This window comes from Cupriavidus sp. PB-02 (assembly GCF_058252315.1).
Genome location: NZ_CM177695.1, coordinates 1,695,835 through 1,711,501, shown reverse-complemented (window position 1 = coordinate 1,711,501; position 15,667 = coordinate 1,695,835). Strand labels below are relative to the sequence as shown.

Annotated in this window: 12 protein-coding genes; 6 read left to right on the top strand and 6 right to left on the bottom strand. The window is 66.8% G+C overall.

Annotated features, from left to right (window positions below; genetic code table 11):
* Positions 1 to 61: 61 nt before the first annotated feature.
* From metC to AC10V3_RS28560, 4 genes are all read right to left on the bottom strand, one after another.
* Positions 62 to 1,279: a cystathionine beta-lyase gene (metC, locus tag AC10V3_RS28575; protein WP_041682090.1), complete on the bottom strand. Its 1,218-nt coding sequence runs from the start codon at positions 1,277 to 1,279 to the stop codon at positions 62 to 64.
* Between the two features lie 57 nt (positions 1,280 to 1,336).
* Positions 1,337 to 2,335 (bottom strand): Bug family tripartite tricarboxylate transporter substrate binding protein, encoded by a 999-nt coding sequence (locus AC10V3_RS28570; protein ID WP_022538730.1) that lies wholly within the window; start codon positions 2,333 to 2,335, stop codon positions 1,337 to 1,339.
* Between the two features lie 43 nt (positions 2,336 to 2,378).
* Positions 2,379 to 4,001, bottom strand: coding sequence for a rhodanese-like domain-containing protein (locus AC10V3_RS28565; protein WP_022538729.1), 1,623 nt, complete (start codon positions 3,999 to 4,001; stop codon positions 2,379 to 2,381).
* Between the two features lie 107 nt (positions 4,002 to 4,108).
* Positions 4,109 to 4,696, bottom strand: a complete 588-nt coding sequence (locus AC10V3_RS28560; protein WP_490923820.1) for a cysteine dioxygenase family protein — start codon at positions 4,694 to 4,696, stop codon at positions 4,109 to 4,111.
* 125 nt (positions 4,697 to 4,821) lie between these two features.
* Here AC10V3_RS28560 and AC10V3_RS28555 point away from each other — a divergent pair, with 125 nt between their 5' ends.
* The 5 genes from AC10V3_RS28555 (at position 4,822) to AC10V3_RS28535 (ending at position 9,290) form a co-directional block, all read left to right on the top strand.
* On the top strand, positions 4,822 to 5,688 hold the full coding sequence (locus AC10V3_RS28555; RefSeq protein ID WP_022538727.1) for a LysR substrate-binding domain-containing protein: 867 nt from the start codon (positions 4,822 to 4,824) through the stop codon (positions 5,686 to 5,688).
* A gap of 224 nt (positions 5,689 to 5,912) precedes the next feature.
* Complete coding sequence (locus AC10V3_RS28550) at positions 5,913 to 7,922, top strand: hybrid sensor histidine kinase/response regulator (RefSeq protein WP_022538726.1); 2,010 nt, start codon at positions 5,913 to 5,915, stop codon at positions 7,920 to 7,922.
* Entirely contained in the window at positions 7,919 to 8,551 is a 633-nt protein-coding gene (locus AC10V3_RS28545) for a response regulator (protein ID WP_022538725.1), read from the top strand. The genes AC10V3_RS28550 and AC10V3_RS28545 overlap by 4 nt, the downstream gene beginning before the upstream one ends.
* A gap of 172 nt (positions 8,552 to 8,723) precedes the next feature.
* Entirely contained in the window at positions 8,724 to 8,963 is a 240-nt protein-coding gene (locus AC10V3_RS28540) for a hypothetical protein (protein WP_022538724.1), read from the top strand.
* A gap of 90 nt (positions 8,964 to 9,053) precedes the next feature.
* Positions 9,054 to 9,290 (top strand): hypothetical protein, encoded by a 237-nt coding sequence (locus AC10V3_RS28535; RefSeq protein ID WP_349605915.1) that lies wholly within the window; start codon positions 9,054 to 9,056, stop codon positions 9,288 to 9,290.
* A 324-nt stretch (positions 9,291 to 9,614) separates the two neighbouring features.
* On the opposite strand, the gene AC10V3_RS28530 is transcribed toward AC10V3_RS28535, so the two are convergent.
* The gene (locus AC10V3_RS28530; RefSeq protein WP_349605916.1) at positions 9,615 to 10,547 is read right to left on the bottom strand and encodes a substrate-binding domain-containing protein; all 933 of its coding nucleotides are present in this window, start codon (positions 10,545 to 10,547) and stop codon (positions 9,615 to 9,617) included.
* 225 nt (positions 10,548 to 10,772) lie between these two features.
* On the opposite strand from AC10V3_RS28530, the gene AC10V3_RS28525 reads away from it, so the two are divergent.
* Positions 10,773 to 13,598: a PAS domain-containing protein gene (locus AC10V3_RS28525; RefSeq protein WP_490923819.1), complete on the top strand. Its 2,826-nt coding sequence runs from the start codon at positions 10,773 to 10,775 to the stop codon at positions 13,596 to 13,598.
* Positions 13,599 to 13,655: 57 nt separating this feature from the next.
* Here AC10V3_RS28525 and AC10V3_RS28520 read toward each other — a convergent pair whose 3' ends face one another.
* Positions 13,656 to 15,665: an alkaline phosphatase D family protein gene (locus AC10V3_RS28520; protein WP_022538720.1), complete on the bottom strand. Its 2,010-nt coding sequence runs from the start codon at positions 15,663 to 15,665 to the stop codon at positions 13,656 to 13,658.
* Positions 15,666 to 15,667: the final 2 nt, after the last annotated feature.

Below are 15,667 nucleotides of genomic sequence, written 5' to 3'. Positions count from 1 at the left end.
ATGTGATGCCGGCGTTCCCCGACCCGGCCTCAAGCCAGGCGCGCTGCCCGCGTGCCGCCAATTACCGATACTGCGTATCGGCGCGCGCGTCCCCTTCCTCGTTCCCGATCTCCACGATCGCCGCAAACGCCTGCTCCAGGTCGGCCAGCAAGTCGCCGACCCCCTCCAGCCCGATATGCAGCCGGATCATCTGCCCGTGCGTTGACCAGTCAGTGACGCTGCGCGCGCGGCGCATGTCTGCCAGCACGGCCAGGCTTTCGAAGCCGCCCCATGAGGCGCCGATGCCGAACAACCGAAGGCTGTCGACAAAGCGCTCCGCCGCCACCGGCGCCGTGCTCCGCAGCGTGAACGAAAGCAGGCCGTTGGTGCCATGGCAGTCGCGCAGCCACAGCGCGTGGTTGGGATCGTCCGGCAGAGCCGGGCAGAACACGCGCGCGACTTCGGGCCGGGCGCGCAGCCAGCTTGCCGCGGCGATGGCGCTTTCCTGGTGTTGCGCGAGCCGTGCGCCAAGGGAGCGGATGCCGCGTTGCACGAGGTAGGCATCGTCTGGGCTCACCGTCATGCCGAAGGCGTCGGCCGTAGCGGAAAGCTCGGCCCACGCGCCTTCGGTGGTACACACCGTGCCCATCATCACATCGGAATGGCCGCTCAGGTACTTGGTCGCGGCCATCAGCGAGATGTCCGCACCCAGTTCCAGCGGCCGGTACAGCAGTCCCGAGCCCCAAGTGTTGTCGGCGGCGACCAGCGCGCCGTGCGCATGCGCCAGCGCCGCGACGGCGGGCAGGTCACACATTTCATAGGCCAGCGAGCCCGGCGCCTCGACATAGACCAGCCGCGTCTCTGGCCGCAGCCGCGCGGCAAGATCCGAGCCGTCGGCCGCGTAGAAGTCGGTAGCGATGCCGTGCCGGCGCAGGAAGCCGCTGGCCAGGTTGCGTACCGGCTCGTAGACGCAATCGGGTAGCAGCACGTGCTGGCCGGGACGCACAAAGGCCAGGATCACCATCGTCGCGGCACAGAGTCCCGTGGGGAACAGGCGCGTACGGTAACCACTTTCGAGCACGGTCACCATGTCTTCCAGCGCGAAGTTGGTCGGATTGCCGCGCGCGCCGTAGGTGAAGAGCCGGTCATGGTCGCGGCGGGCGCGCATTTCGCGCTGCTGCGCGACGGACTCGAACAGCACGGTGCTGGCGCGCACGACCGGCGGGTTGACCGGCTGGCCGCCGGGCACGTTGGGCGCACGGCCGGCGTGCGCCAGGCGGGTAGGGAGGGAATGCGTCATGGCTGGCATGTCGGGGTGGCTGCGGACGGGGCTGGCATCGCAAGGACCGTGCCGCGTTCAGTCGACGTGGGCGCCGGACAGCTTCACGATCTGGGACCAGCGCGAGATGTCCTGCTTCAACTGCTGGGCAAAGGCCTCGGGGCTGCTGGCGATGACATCGCTGCCGCCGTCGTTAATCAGCTTCACCACCTCGGGCATCTGCAGCACCTGCACGATGGCGCGGTTCAGCAGCGCTACGCGTTCCGGCGCGGTGCCGGCGGGCACGAAGAAGCCATACCAGTCCTCGAAGCGCGCGTTGCGGTAGCCGAGTTCCTCCAGCGTGGGCACCTTGGCAAACACACCCAGCCGGCGCGGGCTGGTCACCGCTAGCACGCGCATGCGGCCGGCCTGGACAAAGCCGGCCACGGATGAGGTCGACGTGACCAGCACGTCGACTTGGCCGCCGAGCAGGTCATTGATCGCCGGCCCGGCGCCCTTGTACGGCACGTGCTGCAGCGACACGCCGCTGTCCTTGTCGAGCACCACGCCCACCAGGTGCGACAACGTACCGTTGCCGGGCGTGGCGTAGGTGATCTTCTGCGGCTGGGCCCTGGCCTGCGTGGCGAGTTCGGCAAAGGTCTTCCACGGCGCGTCGGCGGCGACGACGATGGCCAGCGGCGCGGCATTGATCTGCGTGACCGGCACGAACTGCTTAACCGGATCGAAACCCGGCGAGCGGTACAGCGTCGGGTTGACCGCCATCACCGATACCTGCGAGGTCAGCACCGTATAGCCGTCGGCCTTGGCCTCGGCCACATGGCGCGTGCCGATATTGCCGCCGGCGCCGCCGCGGTTGTCCGTCACCGCGCTCTGGCCGAGCACCTGCGATAGCCGCGTGGCAACGATGCGCGTGACCGCGTCGTTGCCGCCCCCGGCCGGGAACGGCGAGACGATCCGCAACGGCTGCGACGGAAAGCCGCCCACCGGCGCCACCGGCTGTTGCGCGGAAGCCGCCGGGCCGGCGCCGAGCAGGGTGAGCGAGAGCAATACGGACAGGAACTGCGGAATGCGGGACATGGGGCGACCTCGTTCTTGTATGGGACAGGGGAGAAGGAACCAATCAGGCGGCGGGCGGGAAGCGGAACGTCGCCAGCTCCTGGGCATCGAGCTGGCCGACCAGGTTGGTTTCCCAGGCCAGGTATTGCCGTGCCGCCGCCTTGTTGCCGTCATGGCGGTCGTGCACGAAGAAAAGGAAGTCGATGCAGCGCACGTCGGGCAGCGCGTGCTCGCCCTCGGCAAGCGGATAGCCGGCGCGCTGCCAGGCCGCGAGGCCGCCGCGCAAACGGCGCACGTCGGCAAAGCCCAGCGCGCGCAGGTCGGCAAAGGCGAGTTCGGCAGGATCGTCGGCACCGGCGGCGCCGATCAGTACGACGGTGGTGTCGTGCGGCACCCCGGCCAGGTCTTGTGCCAGGCGCGGGCGGATCGACCAGCGGCTGCCGGCGATATGGCCGGCCCGGTAGGCCATGCTGCCGCGCAGGTCCAGTGCCAGCATCGAGCGGTCCTGCAGGCCGGCGGCCAGGGCGGCGGCTTCGACGGCGGGCGGCGCGACGACCTCTGCCAGCGGCCCGTGCGTGGCGGCGACGCCCGCGTCCAGGCCGGCCCGCAGGCCGCCTTCCAGCACGACCGCGTCATGGCCCATCTGCCGCAGCCAGCTCGCGACGACCGGGGCACGTACGCCGTCGGCATCGAACAGCACCAGGCGCGCGCGCCGCACGCCCACGTACTGGTCCGTGGCCTGCATCAGCTGCCCGCCGGGGGTGTGCTGGGCACCGGGCAGGGTGGCGGCCGCATATTCCTCGGCGGTACGGACATCACACAGGAAGGTCGTGCGTGCCGGATCGGCCAGCCAGGTCGCGGCCTGTGCCGGGGCGATATGCGGAACCGAAAAACGCTGCGCCAGCGCCCGGGCGGCAGCGCGCGCGTCATCGAGCCCGCTTGGGGGGGCGTTGTCCGGATAGCGCGCCGTGCCCCCGTGCTCCAGCCTGAAATCGTTCAGGTACCAGCCCTGCGTACCGTTCTCCAGCGCATAGACAGGATTCGCCACGCCGAAGTTGATCAGCGACTGCGCACCGAGGATGCTGCGCGTGCGGCCCGCGCAGTTGATGACGATGGGCGTGTCGGCATCGGGCACCAGGTCGCGCAGCCGGTAGGCCAGTTCGCCGTTGGGGCAGCAGATCGCGCCCGGGATGTTCATCTTGTGGAATTCGGACGCGGGCCGGCCGTCGAGCACCACCGGCACGCGCGTGCCGGCGCGGCCGGCCTGCATCGCGGCAAGCTGATCGGCCGACACGCGCGGGGTGCCGTAGTGGTGCTCGGCCAGCTCGCCGAAGGTCTTGGACGGCACGTTGACGCCGGCAAACAGCGTGTAGCCCGCCGCGCGCCAGGCGGGCATGCCGCCATCGAGCACGAACAGGCTGGTATAGCCAAGACGGGCCAGCGCCTGGGCGGCGGCAGTCGCCACGCCGTCGCCGTCGTCGGCCAGCACGATGCGCACATCGGTGCGCGGCGCAAGCCGGCCGACATCGAGTTCGAGCCGGCTGTAGGGCAGGGGCACCGCGTAGAAGGGGTGGCCTTCGCCATACTGGCCGTGCTCGCGCACGTCGAACAGGGCGATTTCGTCGGCATCGTGCAGCCAGCCCTTGAGCGTGACGGCATCGACGGTGGTGAAGGAAGGCGTCGGCATGGAATTCCGGGCAATAGGGGGCCGTCCTTCCCGCGCGGGGAAGGGGATCGGCTGGCTTGTCGGGGAGGGCGGCGAGAACTGAGAAGCGCCGCCCGGGTCAGGTCAGGTCAGCGGCGCGTCTGCACGCCCACGCTCATGACCTGGCAACGCCCGGTCTCCAGGTCGAACGACAGGCGCTTGGTCAGCGTTTCCAGCGAACGGCCATACATGTGCAGGTGGCGGATGACGTCCTCGCCACGGATCTCCACGGAATGGATGTCGTCCGGCAGCAGCGCGATGCCGTGGCGCGGTCCGACTTCCACCGTGTGCGAGAACGCCAGGGTGCCCACGCCGGGCTGGCTGCCGTCGTCGGTGCGCACATAGACGTCGTTGAACTCGATGCCGCTCACGCCCGCCACGCAGGCCCAGGTCGTATGGTTGTGCGGCGGAATGCGCTTGCCCGGGTGCATCACGTTCAGGTACAGCGCGTAGGTCTGGCCGGCGTCCTCGGCGATCAGGTAGCGCGCCTGGCGCTCGCCCGGCTCCGGCGGCGGGTAGTCGGCCTCGTTCCACAGTTCGGTGCGGGCCCCCAGATCCTCGACCCGGGTCAGGACCTCGGCCAGGGCGTCGCGTGTGACACCGCTCCTGGCTACGATTTCCCTAATGGATTCGATGGCATCTCCTACGGCTGCCTGGCGTTGTTGTGCGATGGACATAGAGGGGTCGATCCTTGCAATCTCTGTTTTTGAGGGGTAGAACGATGTTTCTTGTTTCACTGTAATGAACACCTGCCCTGAAAACCACTTAATGCCTGATGAAAACCCATTAACACCTCTAATGAATGCGTAACCTCGACCTTGACCTGCTCCGCACCCTGGTGGCCATTGCCGACCACGAGACCTTCGGCGCCGCCGCCGGGAATGTGCAGCGCACCCAGTCGGCGGTCACGCAGCAGATGCAGCGGCTCGAGGAGCAGCTCGACCTGACGCTGTTCGAGAAGCACGGCCGCGGCAAGCAGCTGACCCGTCACGGCAAGAAGCTGGTCGAATACGCGCGCCAGCTGCTGACGCTCAACGACGAGGCGCTGCGCGTGCTGCGCGAAGGCGATCTCACCGGTTCGGTGCGTATCGGTGCACCGCACGACGTGGCCGACACCATCCTGCCGGTGCTGCTGTCGCATATCGCCCGCACCTCGCCGGCGCTGCGGCTGGAAATCCACGTGGGCCGCAGCCCCTTCCTGATGGAGTCGCTGCGCCGCGGCGAGATCGACCTGACCGTGTCCACGCGCGAGGACACTTCGCTTGACGGCATTGCGCTGCGCACCACGCCCACGATCTGGGTTTGCGCGGCGGACTTTGTCTATGAGCGTGGCACGCCGGTGCCGCTGATCCTGGCCGACGAGCCCAGCCTGTTCCGCAAGCTGTCGCTGGACGCGCTGACGCAGGCCGGTGTGCCGTGGCGCATCGCCTACCTGGCGCCCAGCCTGATCGGCATCAAGGCCGCGCTGCGCGGCGGACTCGGGATCACGGCGCGCAGCATCGACCTGCTGGCCCCGGACATGCGCATCCTGGGCGAGAGCGACGGACTGCCGCGCTTGCCGGACGTGACGTATTACCTCTGGGCGCGGCCCAACGCGGTCAATCCGGTGGCGCGGCATGTGTTTTCGATGCTCAAGACGGCGTTGCAGCGGGGGCTGGTCAGTGCCTGAGGGGGGTGTGGTCAGGTTGGAAGGCGAGATCGCAGGCCGGCATGGGCGGCGGCGGAACGAAGAAGTTTGCGCATCGATATGTGCGTCGCGATGACGGCGATCGGGTAAGGATTTCCCTATTTTCCGTTCAGGAAACCCTTGATTTAAGGGAGTGATGTGGAGGCCATGTGGGGTAGTGGGATGCGGTGATATGCTGCACCCGCAATAACGTCAGCCAAGCAACCGTGGGTCAAGACACCGACGAGCCGCAAGAGCGGCGCACCATCCTGATCGTGGACGATGTGCCCGCCAATATCGCCATCGTTGCGCAGCACCTCGAGGCGCAGGGGATGTGCGTGCTTGTCGCGCAGGATGGTGAAGAAGCCCTCGAGCGCGCCGGTTTTTCCCAGCCCGACCTGATCCTGCTTGACGTCAGGATGCCGCGCATGGACGGGCTCGAGACCTGTCGTCGGCTGAAGACGATGCCGCAGACGCGGGATATTCCCGTGATCTTCATGACGGCGCTGTCCGCCACCGCCGACATGATGGATGCCTTCGCGGCGGGCGGCGTGGACTATGTCATCAAGCCATTCCAGCTTGCCGAGGTCATGGCGCGCGTCAATACGCATTTGTCGCTGCGGATGATGCACCGACGGCTGGCGCAGCGGAACGCCAGCCTGCAGGAAGAAATCGCCATCCGGCGCGCGGCGCAGCAGGAGGCGATGCGCGCGCGCGACGAACTCGAATACCGGGTCATACAGCGCACGCAGGCGCTGGCGCGGGCCAACGCGAGCCTGACGCTGGAGATCTCCGAGCGCTGCCGCGCGGAGGCGGCGCTATCGGCCAGCGAAGCCCGCTTTCGCTCCATCGTCGAATCCAGTCCGGTACCGCTGGTGATTACCGCGATCGACGAAGGCCGGATCCTGTTCTGCAACCAGCCCTTCCGTGACCTCTTCGGGCTGACCGAGGCGCAGGCAACCGGGTTTGACATCCGGGAATGCTATGCCAATGCCGAAGCCCGGCAGGCGGCCGTACAGGAATTGCGTCGCGATGGCCGGATCACGACGCTCGAGATCGAGGCGCGCCATCGCGATGGCACCGCGTTCTGGGTCGTCGTCACGACGAGCCTGATCACATTTGGCGAGACCGCTGCCGCCTGTGTCGGCCTGTACGACATCACCGCCCGCAAGCGTGCCGAACTGAAGGTGGTGGCCAGCGAGGCAAGCCTGGCAAATGCGCAGCGCCTCGCGCGGCTGGGCGACTGGGAGTGGAACGCCGCGGACGGCGCGGTGCGACTGTCCAGGGAGATGTGCCGGATCCTGGGCGTCGACGAATGCCGGGTCCGGTCGCTGCGCGCACTATTGCGTCATGTGCACGTGGAGGACCGGCGCACGATCCTGGCCACGCTCAGCCAGTTGATGAAAGCGCCGGGAAGCGCCAGCATCGACGTGCGTCTCAGGTATCGGGGCGTGAGCGATCATATCGTGCAGTGGCAGGCCGAGCAGCGCGGCGACGAGGCAGGCCATTGCATCGGCCTGGTCGGCACGCTCCAGGACATTACCGAGCGCAAGCGCATCGAGCAGGAACTGCTGGCCTCGCGCGAACAACTCAGGGAACTGTCGGGCCACCTGGAGGCCGCTCGGGAGGAGGAGCGCAAGCGCATCGCGCTGGAAATCCATGACGAGCTGGGCCAGCTGCTCACCGCGCTGAAGATGGATGTGTCGCTGCTGCGCATGAAAATCGCCGGCAACCATGCCGCCGAGCAGAAGGCCGACGAGATGCGCGAGCTGGTCGAGCGGACCATCAGCATGGTGCGCCATGTGGCCAGCCACCTGCGCCCGGCTGCGCTGAACTACGGCATCGTGTCGGCGCTGGAATGGCTCACCGAAGACTTCGGGCGCCGCCATCACGCGCATTGCCGACTCACTGTCGACGGGCCCGAGCCGCAGCTGGACGATGCGGTGGCGACCGCCGCGTTCCGCATCGTGCAGGAGTCGCTGACCAATGCCGCCCGCCATGCGCGCGCCGCGCGGGTAACGGTGTCACTGAGCAACCGGCCCGACGGGCTGCTGCTGTGCGTCAGCGATGACGGGCAGGGCTTTGAGGTGGCGGCCGCGCTGCAGGGCGATTCCTACGGCCTGCTCGGCATGCGCGAGCGCGCGCGCATGATCGGCGGCAGCCTGAATATCGACAGCCAGCGCAGCACGGGCACCACCGTTTCCATTCATATCCCCCGCCAAGCGAGTGCAGCATGATTCGAGTTCTGATTGCGGACGACCATGCCATCGTCCGCAGTGGCCTGAAGCAGATCGTGGCCACCACCACCGATGTAGTGGTTGCGGCCGAGGCCGCGGACGGTGGCGCAGTGCTCGAGCAATTGCGCGCCGGCGAATTCGACCTGCTGCTGCTCGACATGACCATGCCGGGCATCAGCGGCATCGACCTGATCCGCCGCGTGCGGGCCGAGTGGCCCGATCTTGCCATCCTGATCCTGAGCATGCACAACGAAGCACAGGTCGCCTCGCGGGCGCTGCGTGCCGGGGCATCGGGCTATGTGACCAAGGACAGCGACCCGGAAATCCTGCTTGGGGCGATCCGCAAGCTGGCTGCAGGCGGCAAGTTCATCGACCCTGCGCTGGTCGACGCCATGGTCTTTCACCAGCGCGGTGCGGACGCTCCCGCGCACGAGGTGCTCTCGGACCGGGAATTCCAGGTGCTGCAGCGGCTCGCCGCCGGCCAGACTGTCAACGAGATTGCGGAGTCATTTTCGCTGAGCGCCAAGACCATCAGCACCCACAAGATGCGGTTGATGCAGAAGCTGGGCCTGCAGAACAACGCCGACCTGATCCGCTATGCCATCAAGCATGGCTTCACGCAGGAGTAGGCGGCGCCACCCAGCCGGCCGGTGTCAGGATTTTCCTACGATTGATTCAGGGAGTGCTGAACGCCCTTTCATCGTCCGCTGAATGCGGTGGCCGCCCGACCCGCCTACGATGGAATCATGGAAGCTGCAACGTCGGCCGGCAGTGCCGGGGCAGCCCGCAAGTGGAGGAAGCATGGGAGCAGAGAAGTCGTTGCGGTCGATGGTGGATAAATGGCTGGGACCAGCCGTGGCGTATCCACCGCGCGTTGCCGCCATGGGGCGGATGCGGGACTGCGGCAGTCGATTCGTATGTGTGGAAGCCGACCGCGTGACCGGCAAGCTGTCGATCGTGTTTTTCAGGCATGGCGACGGGGCCTGGTATGTCTTCCCGCCCATGACGAGCAGGGCGGGGTTGGCCGCATATGGCGCGTGAGGCAGGGCGTGTGAGGCAACCGCGCCCCCGTCACGGCATCGCAGACCAGCGCGCCGGATGCAGGATCCGGCGTTCTTTCAGGGGACTGGCTTGTTTGACGACCAAGATGGGTACGACGCCGACAGTGGCGCGGGCCCGCAGGGTGCGGCCACGGCACCCTTCGATATCTACGCCTGGGCTGCAGCCCTGCATGACTACGCACTGAGATCCGGCCTCGTATCCAGTGCTTACGTGCCCGACTACCTTACGCTGGAACGCCTGCGCATATATTTCCGCTCGGGCCTGACGCCCAGCGAGGCGGCGCGGGCGTGTTTCATGCCCTGCTAGCCTGCAGGTCATTCTCTCGCGGGTGCCGATAAGAGAAAGAGAAGAGAGGAGGACGGCTGGCTACCCCGCGCTAGCCGCATGCCGTCCCAAAGCCCCACGCACTGGCCCGAAGCCGGCACAGTCACCGCGTCGCGGCGCTTGATGCGCCGTAGTCCTGGATTTGCGTTGATCTCCTGCGGCCGGCTTTTCGTATATCAGAGCTTGTTATGTGGCGATTATCGGAGGCGCCGTGGTGGCCGGCCAGTCAGCCAGCGCTGAATTGCGCTTCGGATTTCCCTGACAGCGCTGGTCATCAACTCATTCGCGCGGTGCCTTGGGCGATTTCTAGTAGCGCGCAAGTTCCTCGCGTACATCGGCATCATCAAGACGCGCCGCCGTCACCACGAGCGTGCCGATACGGATATGACGCGGCGGCCGGTTCGCGCGCATGGATTCGGCCAGCTCGCGCATTGCCTCGTAGCCCATGTTAAATGGCCGCTGAATAACGATGGCGTGGAGTTCGCCATTGCGCAGGCTGGGCGCAAAGCTCGGCCAATAGTCAAAACCGACCTGCAGGGGGCGCTTGCCTTTCGGCAGCGCGTTGATCGCACGCACCACGCTGAAAGTCGAGATGTCATGCGGCGTGAACACGGCATCGAGCGCCTGCGCGTGCTTTGCGAGTGCCGCGGCGGCAGCGGTCTGCATGCCGCGGATGTCATAACCCAGGTAGGTTTGCAGCACCACCCGGAATCCCAGTTCCGTAGCGGCGGCGATAAACCCGTTTTCGCGCGCGGTGGTGGCCTGCAGATCCCGCGCCACGCGGAAGACGCCGATGCGGGCACCGCGGGGCAGGGCGCCGCGCAAGGTTTGCGCAGCCCGGCGGCCAGCGGCGTAGTTGTCCGTGGCAACCAGGGGCGCGGAGTAATCGGCCCCCTCCCTGTCGATCAGGAGGAAGGGAACGCCAATGACCGGAGGGGCCGCGGGCGCCGCGACCGGCATCGGCGCGAGAATCAGGCCGTCCACCTTGCGCTCCAGCATGGACTGGATCATCCGCACTTGCAGGTTGTCCCGGATCGCCTGCGGGTCATCCTCATTGGGAGCGCGGATGATCACGTTGACCTTGGCGTCGCTTGCGGCCTTGCGCACGCCTTCGGCGAGCACCTGCCAGAACTGGCTGCGGTTGCCCGCGAGGACGACGCCAATCTCCGTGGCGCTGGCCACGGTGTGGTGAATGACTGCCAGCAAGCCAGCCAGGCAGATCACCAGGATCCGAACCATGCGCACCATCTCCGACTTTCCGATCGATAACCCGCGCGCCATTGTCGCACGCGCCTAGGTGTTTGTACCTGCCGTCAGCAAAAGCGCGCCCACAGCCGTTAAAGTTCGGACTGGTCTTTCGGTCGGGCGTTGGTGAGAAATCCGGGAGTACGTCAGTTGAAGTCGGTCATCCCTGCATGGTTGTTGCAGCTGTGGCATGCCCCGCGGGAGAGGATCGCGGTAGTCTTGCTGACCCGTGTCGTGCTGTTCAGCACCCTCATCACGCTGGTCCTGACCGCCATGCAGCTTGCGCTCAGCTACCAGGCTGAAGTGGCCGGCATCCAGAATCGCTTCCGCGAGATGGAGGAAGGCTACTCCGGCGCGCTTGGCAGTTCGCTCTGGTCCCTCGACAGCCGCCTGGTCCAGGAACAACTGGAGGGCATGCTGCAATTGCCCCATATCCGCTACGTCGAAGTGCGTGAAACGGCGCAGACCACGCACCCGCTGGTGGTGCATCGGGGCACGCATGCCGAGCGCAATGTGGTCGCGCGCGAGTTTCCCATCTATTGCTGCGACGGCGACAAACGCCAGGTAGGCGTGCTGCGCGTGGAGGCCAGCCTCGACGAGGTCTATCGCGACATCCTGCGCCAGGCGGTTGTCATCCTGGCCAGCAACGCAGCCAAGACCTTCCTGGTTGCGCTCTTTATTCTCTGGATTGTCCATCGCGTTGCCACGCGCCATATCGTCGATCTCACCACGGGGTTGCGCAAACGCGTGCCCGGCGTACCGTCGGCGCCGTTGAGCCTGCGCCGGTCCCGGCACGGGCAGGATGAAATCGAAGAGCTGGTCGAGGCGCTGAACCTGATGTTCGCGCGCATCGACCGGCATACGGCGGAAATTCGCGATGCCAATACCAGGATGGCCGCGATCCTCGACAACATTCCCGACCTGGCCTGGATCAAGGATACGGAAGGGCGCTATGTGGCCGCAAACCGCGCCCTGGCGGTGTCCCTGGGCGTGGCGCACCCCGCCGAGCTGATCGGCAAGACCGACCACGATTTCTATCCCCACGATCGGGCGCTGGCGTACCTGGCCGACGATGCCCGGACCATGGCTTCAGGCGAGCGGCAACGCATCGAAGAGCCGCATACGCAGGCGAACGGTTCGCGGACCTGGGTCGAAACCATCAAGACTCCGTATTCCGATGGGTGCGGACGGCCGGCCGGGACGGTCGGCATTGCCCGCGACATTACCGAGCGGCGGCGCATCGAGGACCAGTTGCGGCGCAGTGAAGCCTTGCAGGCTGCCGGCCAACGGCTCAGCCGGACCGGGAGCTGGTCGTGGAATGTCAGGACCGGTGCCGTCGTCTGGTCCGACGAGCACTACCGCATCTATGGATTTACGCCCGGCGAAGTCGAGCCGACCGCGGACATCTTCATGAGCCGCATCCACCCCGAGGACCGGCCCGCCATGCAAGCCTTTGTGGCCGACAGCCTGCGCGATCCGCGCGAGCTCGAACACGAGATGCGCCTGGCCCTGCCGGACGGCACCATCCGGCATGTCGGTGTGCTTGCGCACCCGGTACGCAACAAGGACGGCGGGGTCGATGAGTATGTCGGCATCGCGGCGGACAAGACCGCCGTGCGGCTTGCGGAAGCCGAGCGCGAGGCGCGCCGTGCCGCCGAGGCGGCAAACCGCGCCAAGACCGAGTTCCTGGCCACGATCAGCCACGAGCTGCGCACGCCGCTGAACGGCATCCTCGGCTATGCCCAGCTGCTGATGCGCGACAAGGACAGCGTCCCGGGCGTGCGCGAGAAGAGCGAGGTCATCAAGCGCAGCGGCGAGCAGTTGCTGAAGCTGATCGACGATCTGCTGAATTTCTCCAAGATCGAGGCAGGGAAGCTGGAACTGGCGCCGACGGAATTCGGCCTGGCCGAATTGCTCGCCTCCATCGAGGAACTGATACGGGTCAAGGCCGAGCAAAAAGGCCTGGCCTTCGAGTGCCATGCGCCGCAAGCCATGTCGACCACGGCCTGCGCGGACGTGGGCAAGCTGCGCCAGGTGTTGCTGAACCTGCTGTCGAACGCGGTCAAGTTCACGGACCGCGGCTACGTGCGGCTGGACGTGAAGGTCGCGGAAGCGCAGCCGGGCAGGTCGCGCCTGCGCTTCGAGGTCAGCGACAGTGGCGTGGGCATTGAAGCCCGGCAGCAGCGGCGGCTGTTCCGACCGTTCGAGCAGCTCGGCGACGCGAGGCACCGTCTGGGCGGCACCGGCCTGGGACTCGCCATCAGCCAGAAGCTGGTGGGCCTGATGGGAAGCGAGATCCGGCTGCATAGCGAGCCGGGTGCCGGCAGCACCTTCTGTTTCGAGATCGATGCCGCCACCGGTGCGACGCCGCTGCGCCATGAAGACCACGCAGCCGTTGCCGTCGGGTATGCCGGAGCGCGCCGCCGCGTGCTCGTGGTGGACGACATCGCCGAAAACCGTGCGGTGCTGGTGGACCTGCTGCGGTCCCTCGGGTTCGTGCCGGAAGCCGCGCCCGACGGGCAAGCGGGCCTCCGGCAGGCGCTGAGGGCGCCGCCTGACCTGATCCTGATGGATGTCCATATGGCGGGGATCAGCGGCCTTGATGCCATCCGGCAGTTGCGGCGCGATCCCAGGCTGAAGCGGGTGCCCGTGATTGCGACCTCGGCAAGTACGCGGGGCATGGACGAAACCAGTTCGATCGACGCGGGCGCCGATGTCTTCCTGCCCAAGCCGATCGATCACGATGCGCTGCTGGTCCAGATCGCCAGGTTGCTTCAGATCCAGTGGGACTACGAGGCCGCGACCACCGGGGCCCGCAGGCAACCGTCACCCGCTGCCGTGGTGGTGCCGCCTGTCGCGGAAATCGAGAAGCTGCACTACCTCGCCAAGCGCGGCAGCATGCGCGAGATACACGCCTGGGCGCAGCGGATCGTAGAGCTGGACGACCGCTACAGTCATTTTGCCGCCAGGCTCAGGCAACTGGCCAATGCCTACCAGTCGCGCGAAATCCTGCGCCTGGCCCGCCAATACCTGATGAAGCCCTGAGCGCAAGGGCCGTTGCGCGACAGGATGGTGGCGCCGGCCACCCCGCCACTCCCGGCACTACAGCACACTCACATCCGGCGTGCCTGCGGCCACCTCCAGCACCTTCGTACTCGCCGTAGCGGGCAGGGCAGGCGCGATGCCGCCGTCGAGCGGCTTGAGCGTATGGAAGGTGCAGCTGAGCTTGTCCGGCGTCAGCGTGACCAGTGCATAGCCCTCCGTGTTGGAATCGGCGTGGCGGAGCCACGGATTGAACGTGCGCAGGGTGGCATCGAAGGTGTTCACCACCGCGCCGCCGACATTGCTGTAAACGAGCTCTCGCAGCGCGGCGAAGGCCTGGTCGTTGTCCACGATCGCGCGGAACCCGCTGAGCAGCGAGTTGCTCGACAGCCCGGCGGTGACCAGGTCCACCATCACGGGTGCCTGCGTCGCGGCATCGTAGTCGTCCATGACCTGCCCGGCAAAGAAGGCATGGATATCGCCGCTCAACCCCACCACGTTGCGGACGCTGTTGGCCTTGAGGAAGGCCATCAGGTTCTTGCGCTCGGCGTTGTAGCCATCCCATTGGTCGGCATTGAGGATAAAGCGGTCGAGCAGCGCGATGGCCGGCAGCCGGCTCTCGATGAACGGCTTGATGTTCGCATCGAAGGCGGCAGCGTCGATGCCGGCCTGCGACAGCACGTTGCGCAGCGCCGTGTATGCGAGGTTGGCATAGCTGCCGGCGGCCTTGGCGGCACGCAGGTCGCTCGCCAGCGCGTCGGCAATCGCGGCTTGCAGTGAAGACAGGGCGCTGTTTGCCAGCACCAGCCCCCGGGCGATCAGGTTCGCCACCGCCTGGGTGACGTCGACCTGCATGCGCAGCAGCGACAACTGGTTGCCCCACAGCTTCCACGTCGTGTTGGCTCCGCCGACGCGGTCCTGCCACCACGCGCGCTGCGTGTCGCCCAGCATCGAAACCGGCGTCAGCGCATTGCCGGCGCCAGCGATCTTCTCTGCCTCGGCGGCGGCCAGCATTGCCGCCGGCACGAAGTACAGGCTTCCGACCGCGCGGCCGGTGGATTCTTCCGGGATGATGTGGTCGGCGCGATAGAGTCGCTCGTCGGTCATCAGCAGCGTGGCGAGGTTGCCGAAGGTGAAGGCGCGATAGATCTGGATGTTCTGGAACGACGGGTTGTTCGTGTCCAGGCTCACGTCTGCCGGCAGGTATTCGAACCACGCCTGGCTGGCCGCGCGCCGGCGTGCGGTGTGTGGCGTCAGGTCATCGTCCGAATCGTAGGTCTGGCGATCCTGCCAGCAGTTGTCCGAGAACTCGTGGTCGTCCCAGATGGCAATCATCGGGAACGCGGCATGCAACGCCTGCAGGCGTGCGTCGCTGCGATAGCTGCGGTACAGGTAGCGGTAGTCGTCCAGCGTGGTGGCGTAGACACTGCCATCCGGCAGCGGGGTGCCATTGGGCAACGTCAGCACAGTATGGCGATCCTCCACGTTGCCGGCACGCGAGCCACCCGGCACGGCCTCGTAGATGTAGTCGCCGACGTGGACGATAAAGTCCAGATCCTGCTGCATCAGCTCTTCCATGCCGGCCCAGTGGTTGGCATTCCAGTCCTGGCAGCTGACAAAGGCGAAACGCAGCTGCGCCAGGGGCGTGCCGGCGGCGGCCGCGGTGCGCGTGCGCCCCACGGTGCTGGGGCGGTTGCCCAGCAGGAAGCGGTAGTAGTAGCGCGTGCCCGCGTCAAGGCCGGTGACCTTGTTGCGGATCGTGTAGTCCCACTCCGGCAGCGCCATCAGCGGTTCGTTGACCAGCAGGCTCGACGGCGCGAAATCCTGCTGCGTCGACACCTGCAGCCGCACCACCACCGGCCGCTTGCCGTTGTTGCCCTCGATGCGGGTCCACACCACCACGCTGTCCGGCTTCGGGTCACCCGAGGCAACGCCATGCAGGAAACCGAAGTTCTCCGGATTGCCCGTGTCGGGCGGATCGTCGCCGCCGCCACCGCAAGCGGCCAGGCCGCCGGTGGCAATGGAGACGGTCAGGAAACTTCCCCATTTGAGAAACTGGCGGCGGTCCATGG

Coding starts and splice junctions, on each gene's coding strand:
- metC (WP_041682090.1), bottom strand. CDS start 1,279: ATGACGCATTCCCTCCCTACCCGCCTGGCGCACGCCGGCCGTGCGCCC.
- AC10V3_RS28570 (WP_022538730.1), bottom strand. CDS start 2,335: ATGTCCCGCATTCCGCAGTTCCTGTCCGTATTGCTCTCGCTCACCCTG.
- AC10V3_RS28565 (WP_022538729.1), bottom strand. CDS start 4,001: ATGCCGACGCCTTCCTTCACCACCGTCGATGCCGTCACGCTCAAGGGC.
- AC10V3_RS28560 (WP_490923820.1), bottom strand. CDS start 4,696: ATGTCCATCGCACAACAACGCCAGGCAGCCGTAGGAGATGCCATCGAA.
- AC10V3_RS28555 (WP_022538727.1), top strand. CDS start 4,822: ATGCGTAACCTCGACCTTGACCTGCTCCGCACCCTGGTGGCCATTGCC.
- AC10V3_RS28545 (WP_022538725.1), top strand. CDS start 7,919: ATGATTCGAGTTCTGATTGCGGACGACCATGCCATCGTCCGCAGTGGC.
- AC10V3_RS28540 (WP_022538724.1), top strand. CDS start 8,724: ATGGGAGCAGAGAAGTCGTTGCGGTCGATGGTGGATAAATGGCTGGGA.
- AC10V3_RS28530 (WP_349605916.1), bottom strand. CDS start 10,547: ATGGTTCGGATCCTGGTGATCTGCCTGGCTGGCTTGCTGGCAGTCATT.
- AC10V3_RS28520 (WP_022538720.1), bottom strand. CDS start 15,665: ATGGACCGCCGCCAGTTTCTCAAATGGGGAAGTTTCCTGACCGTCTCC.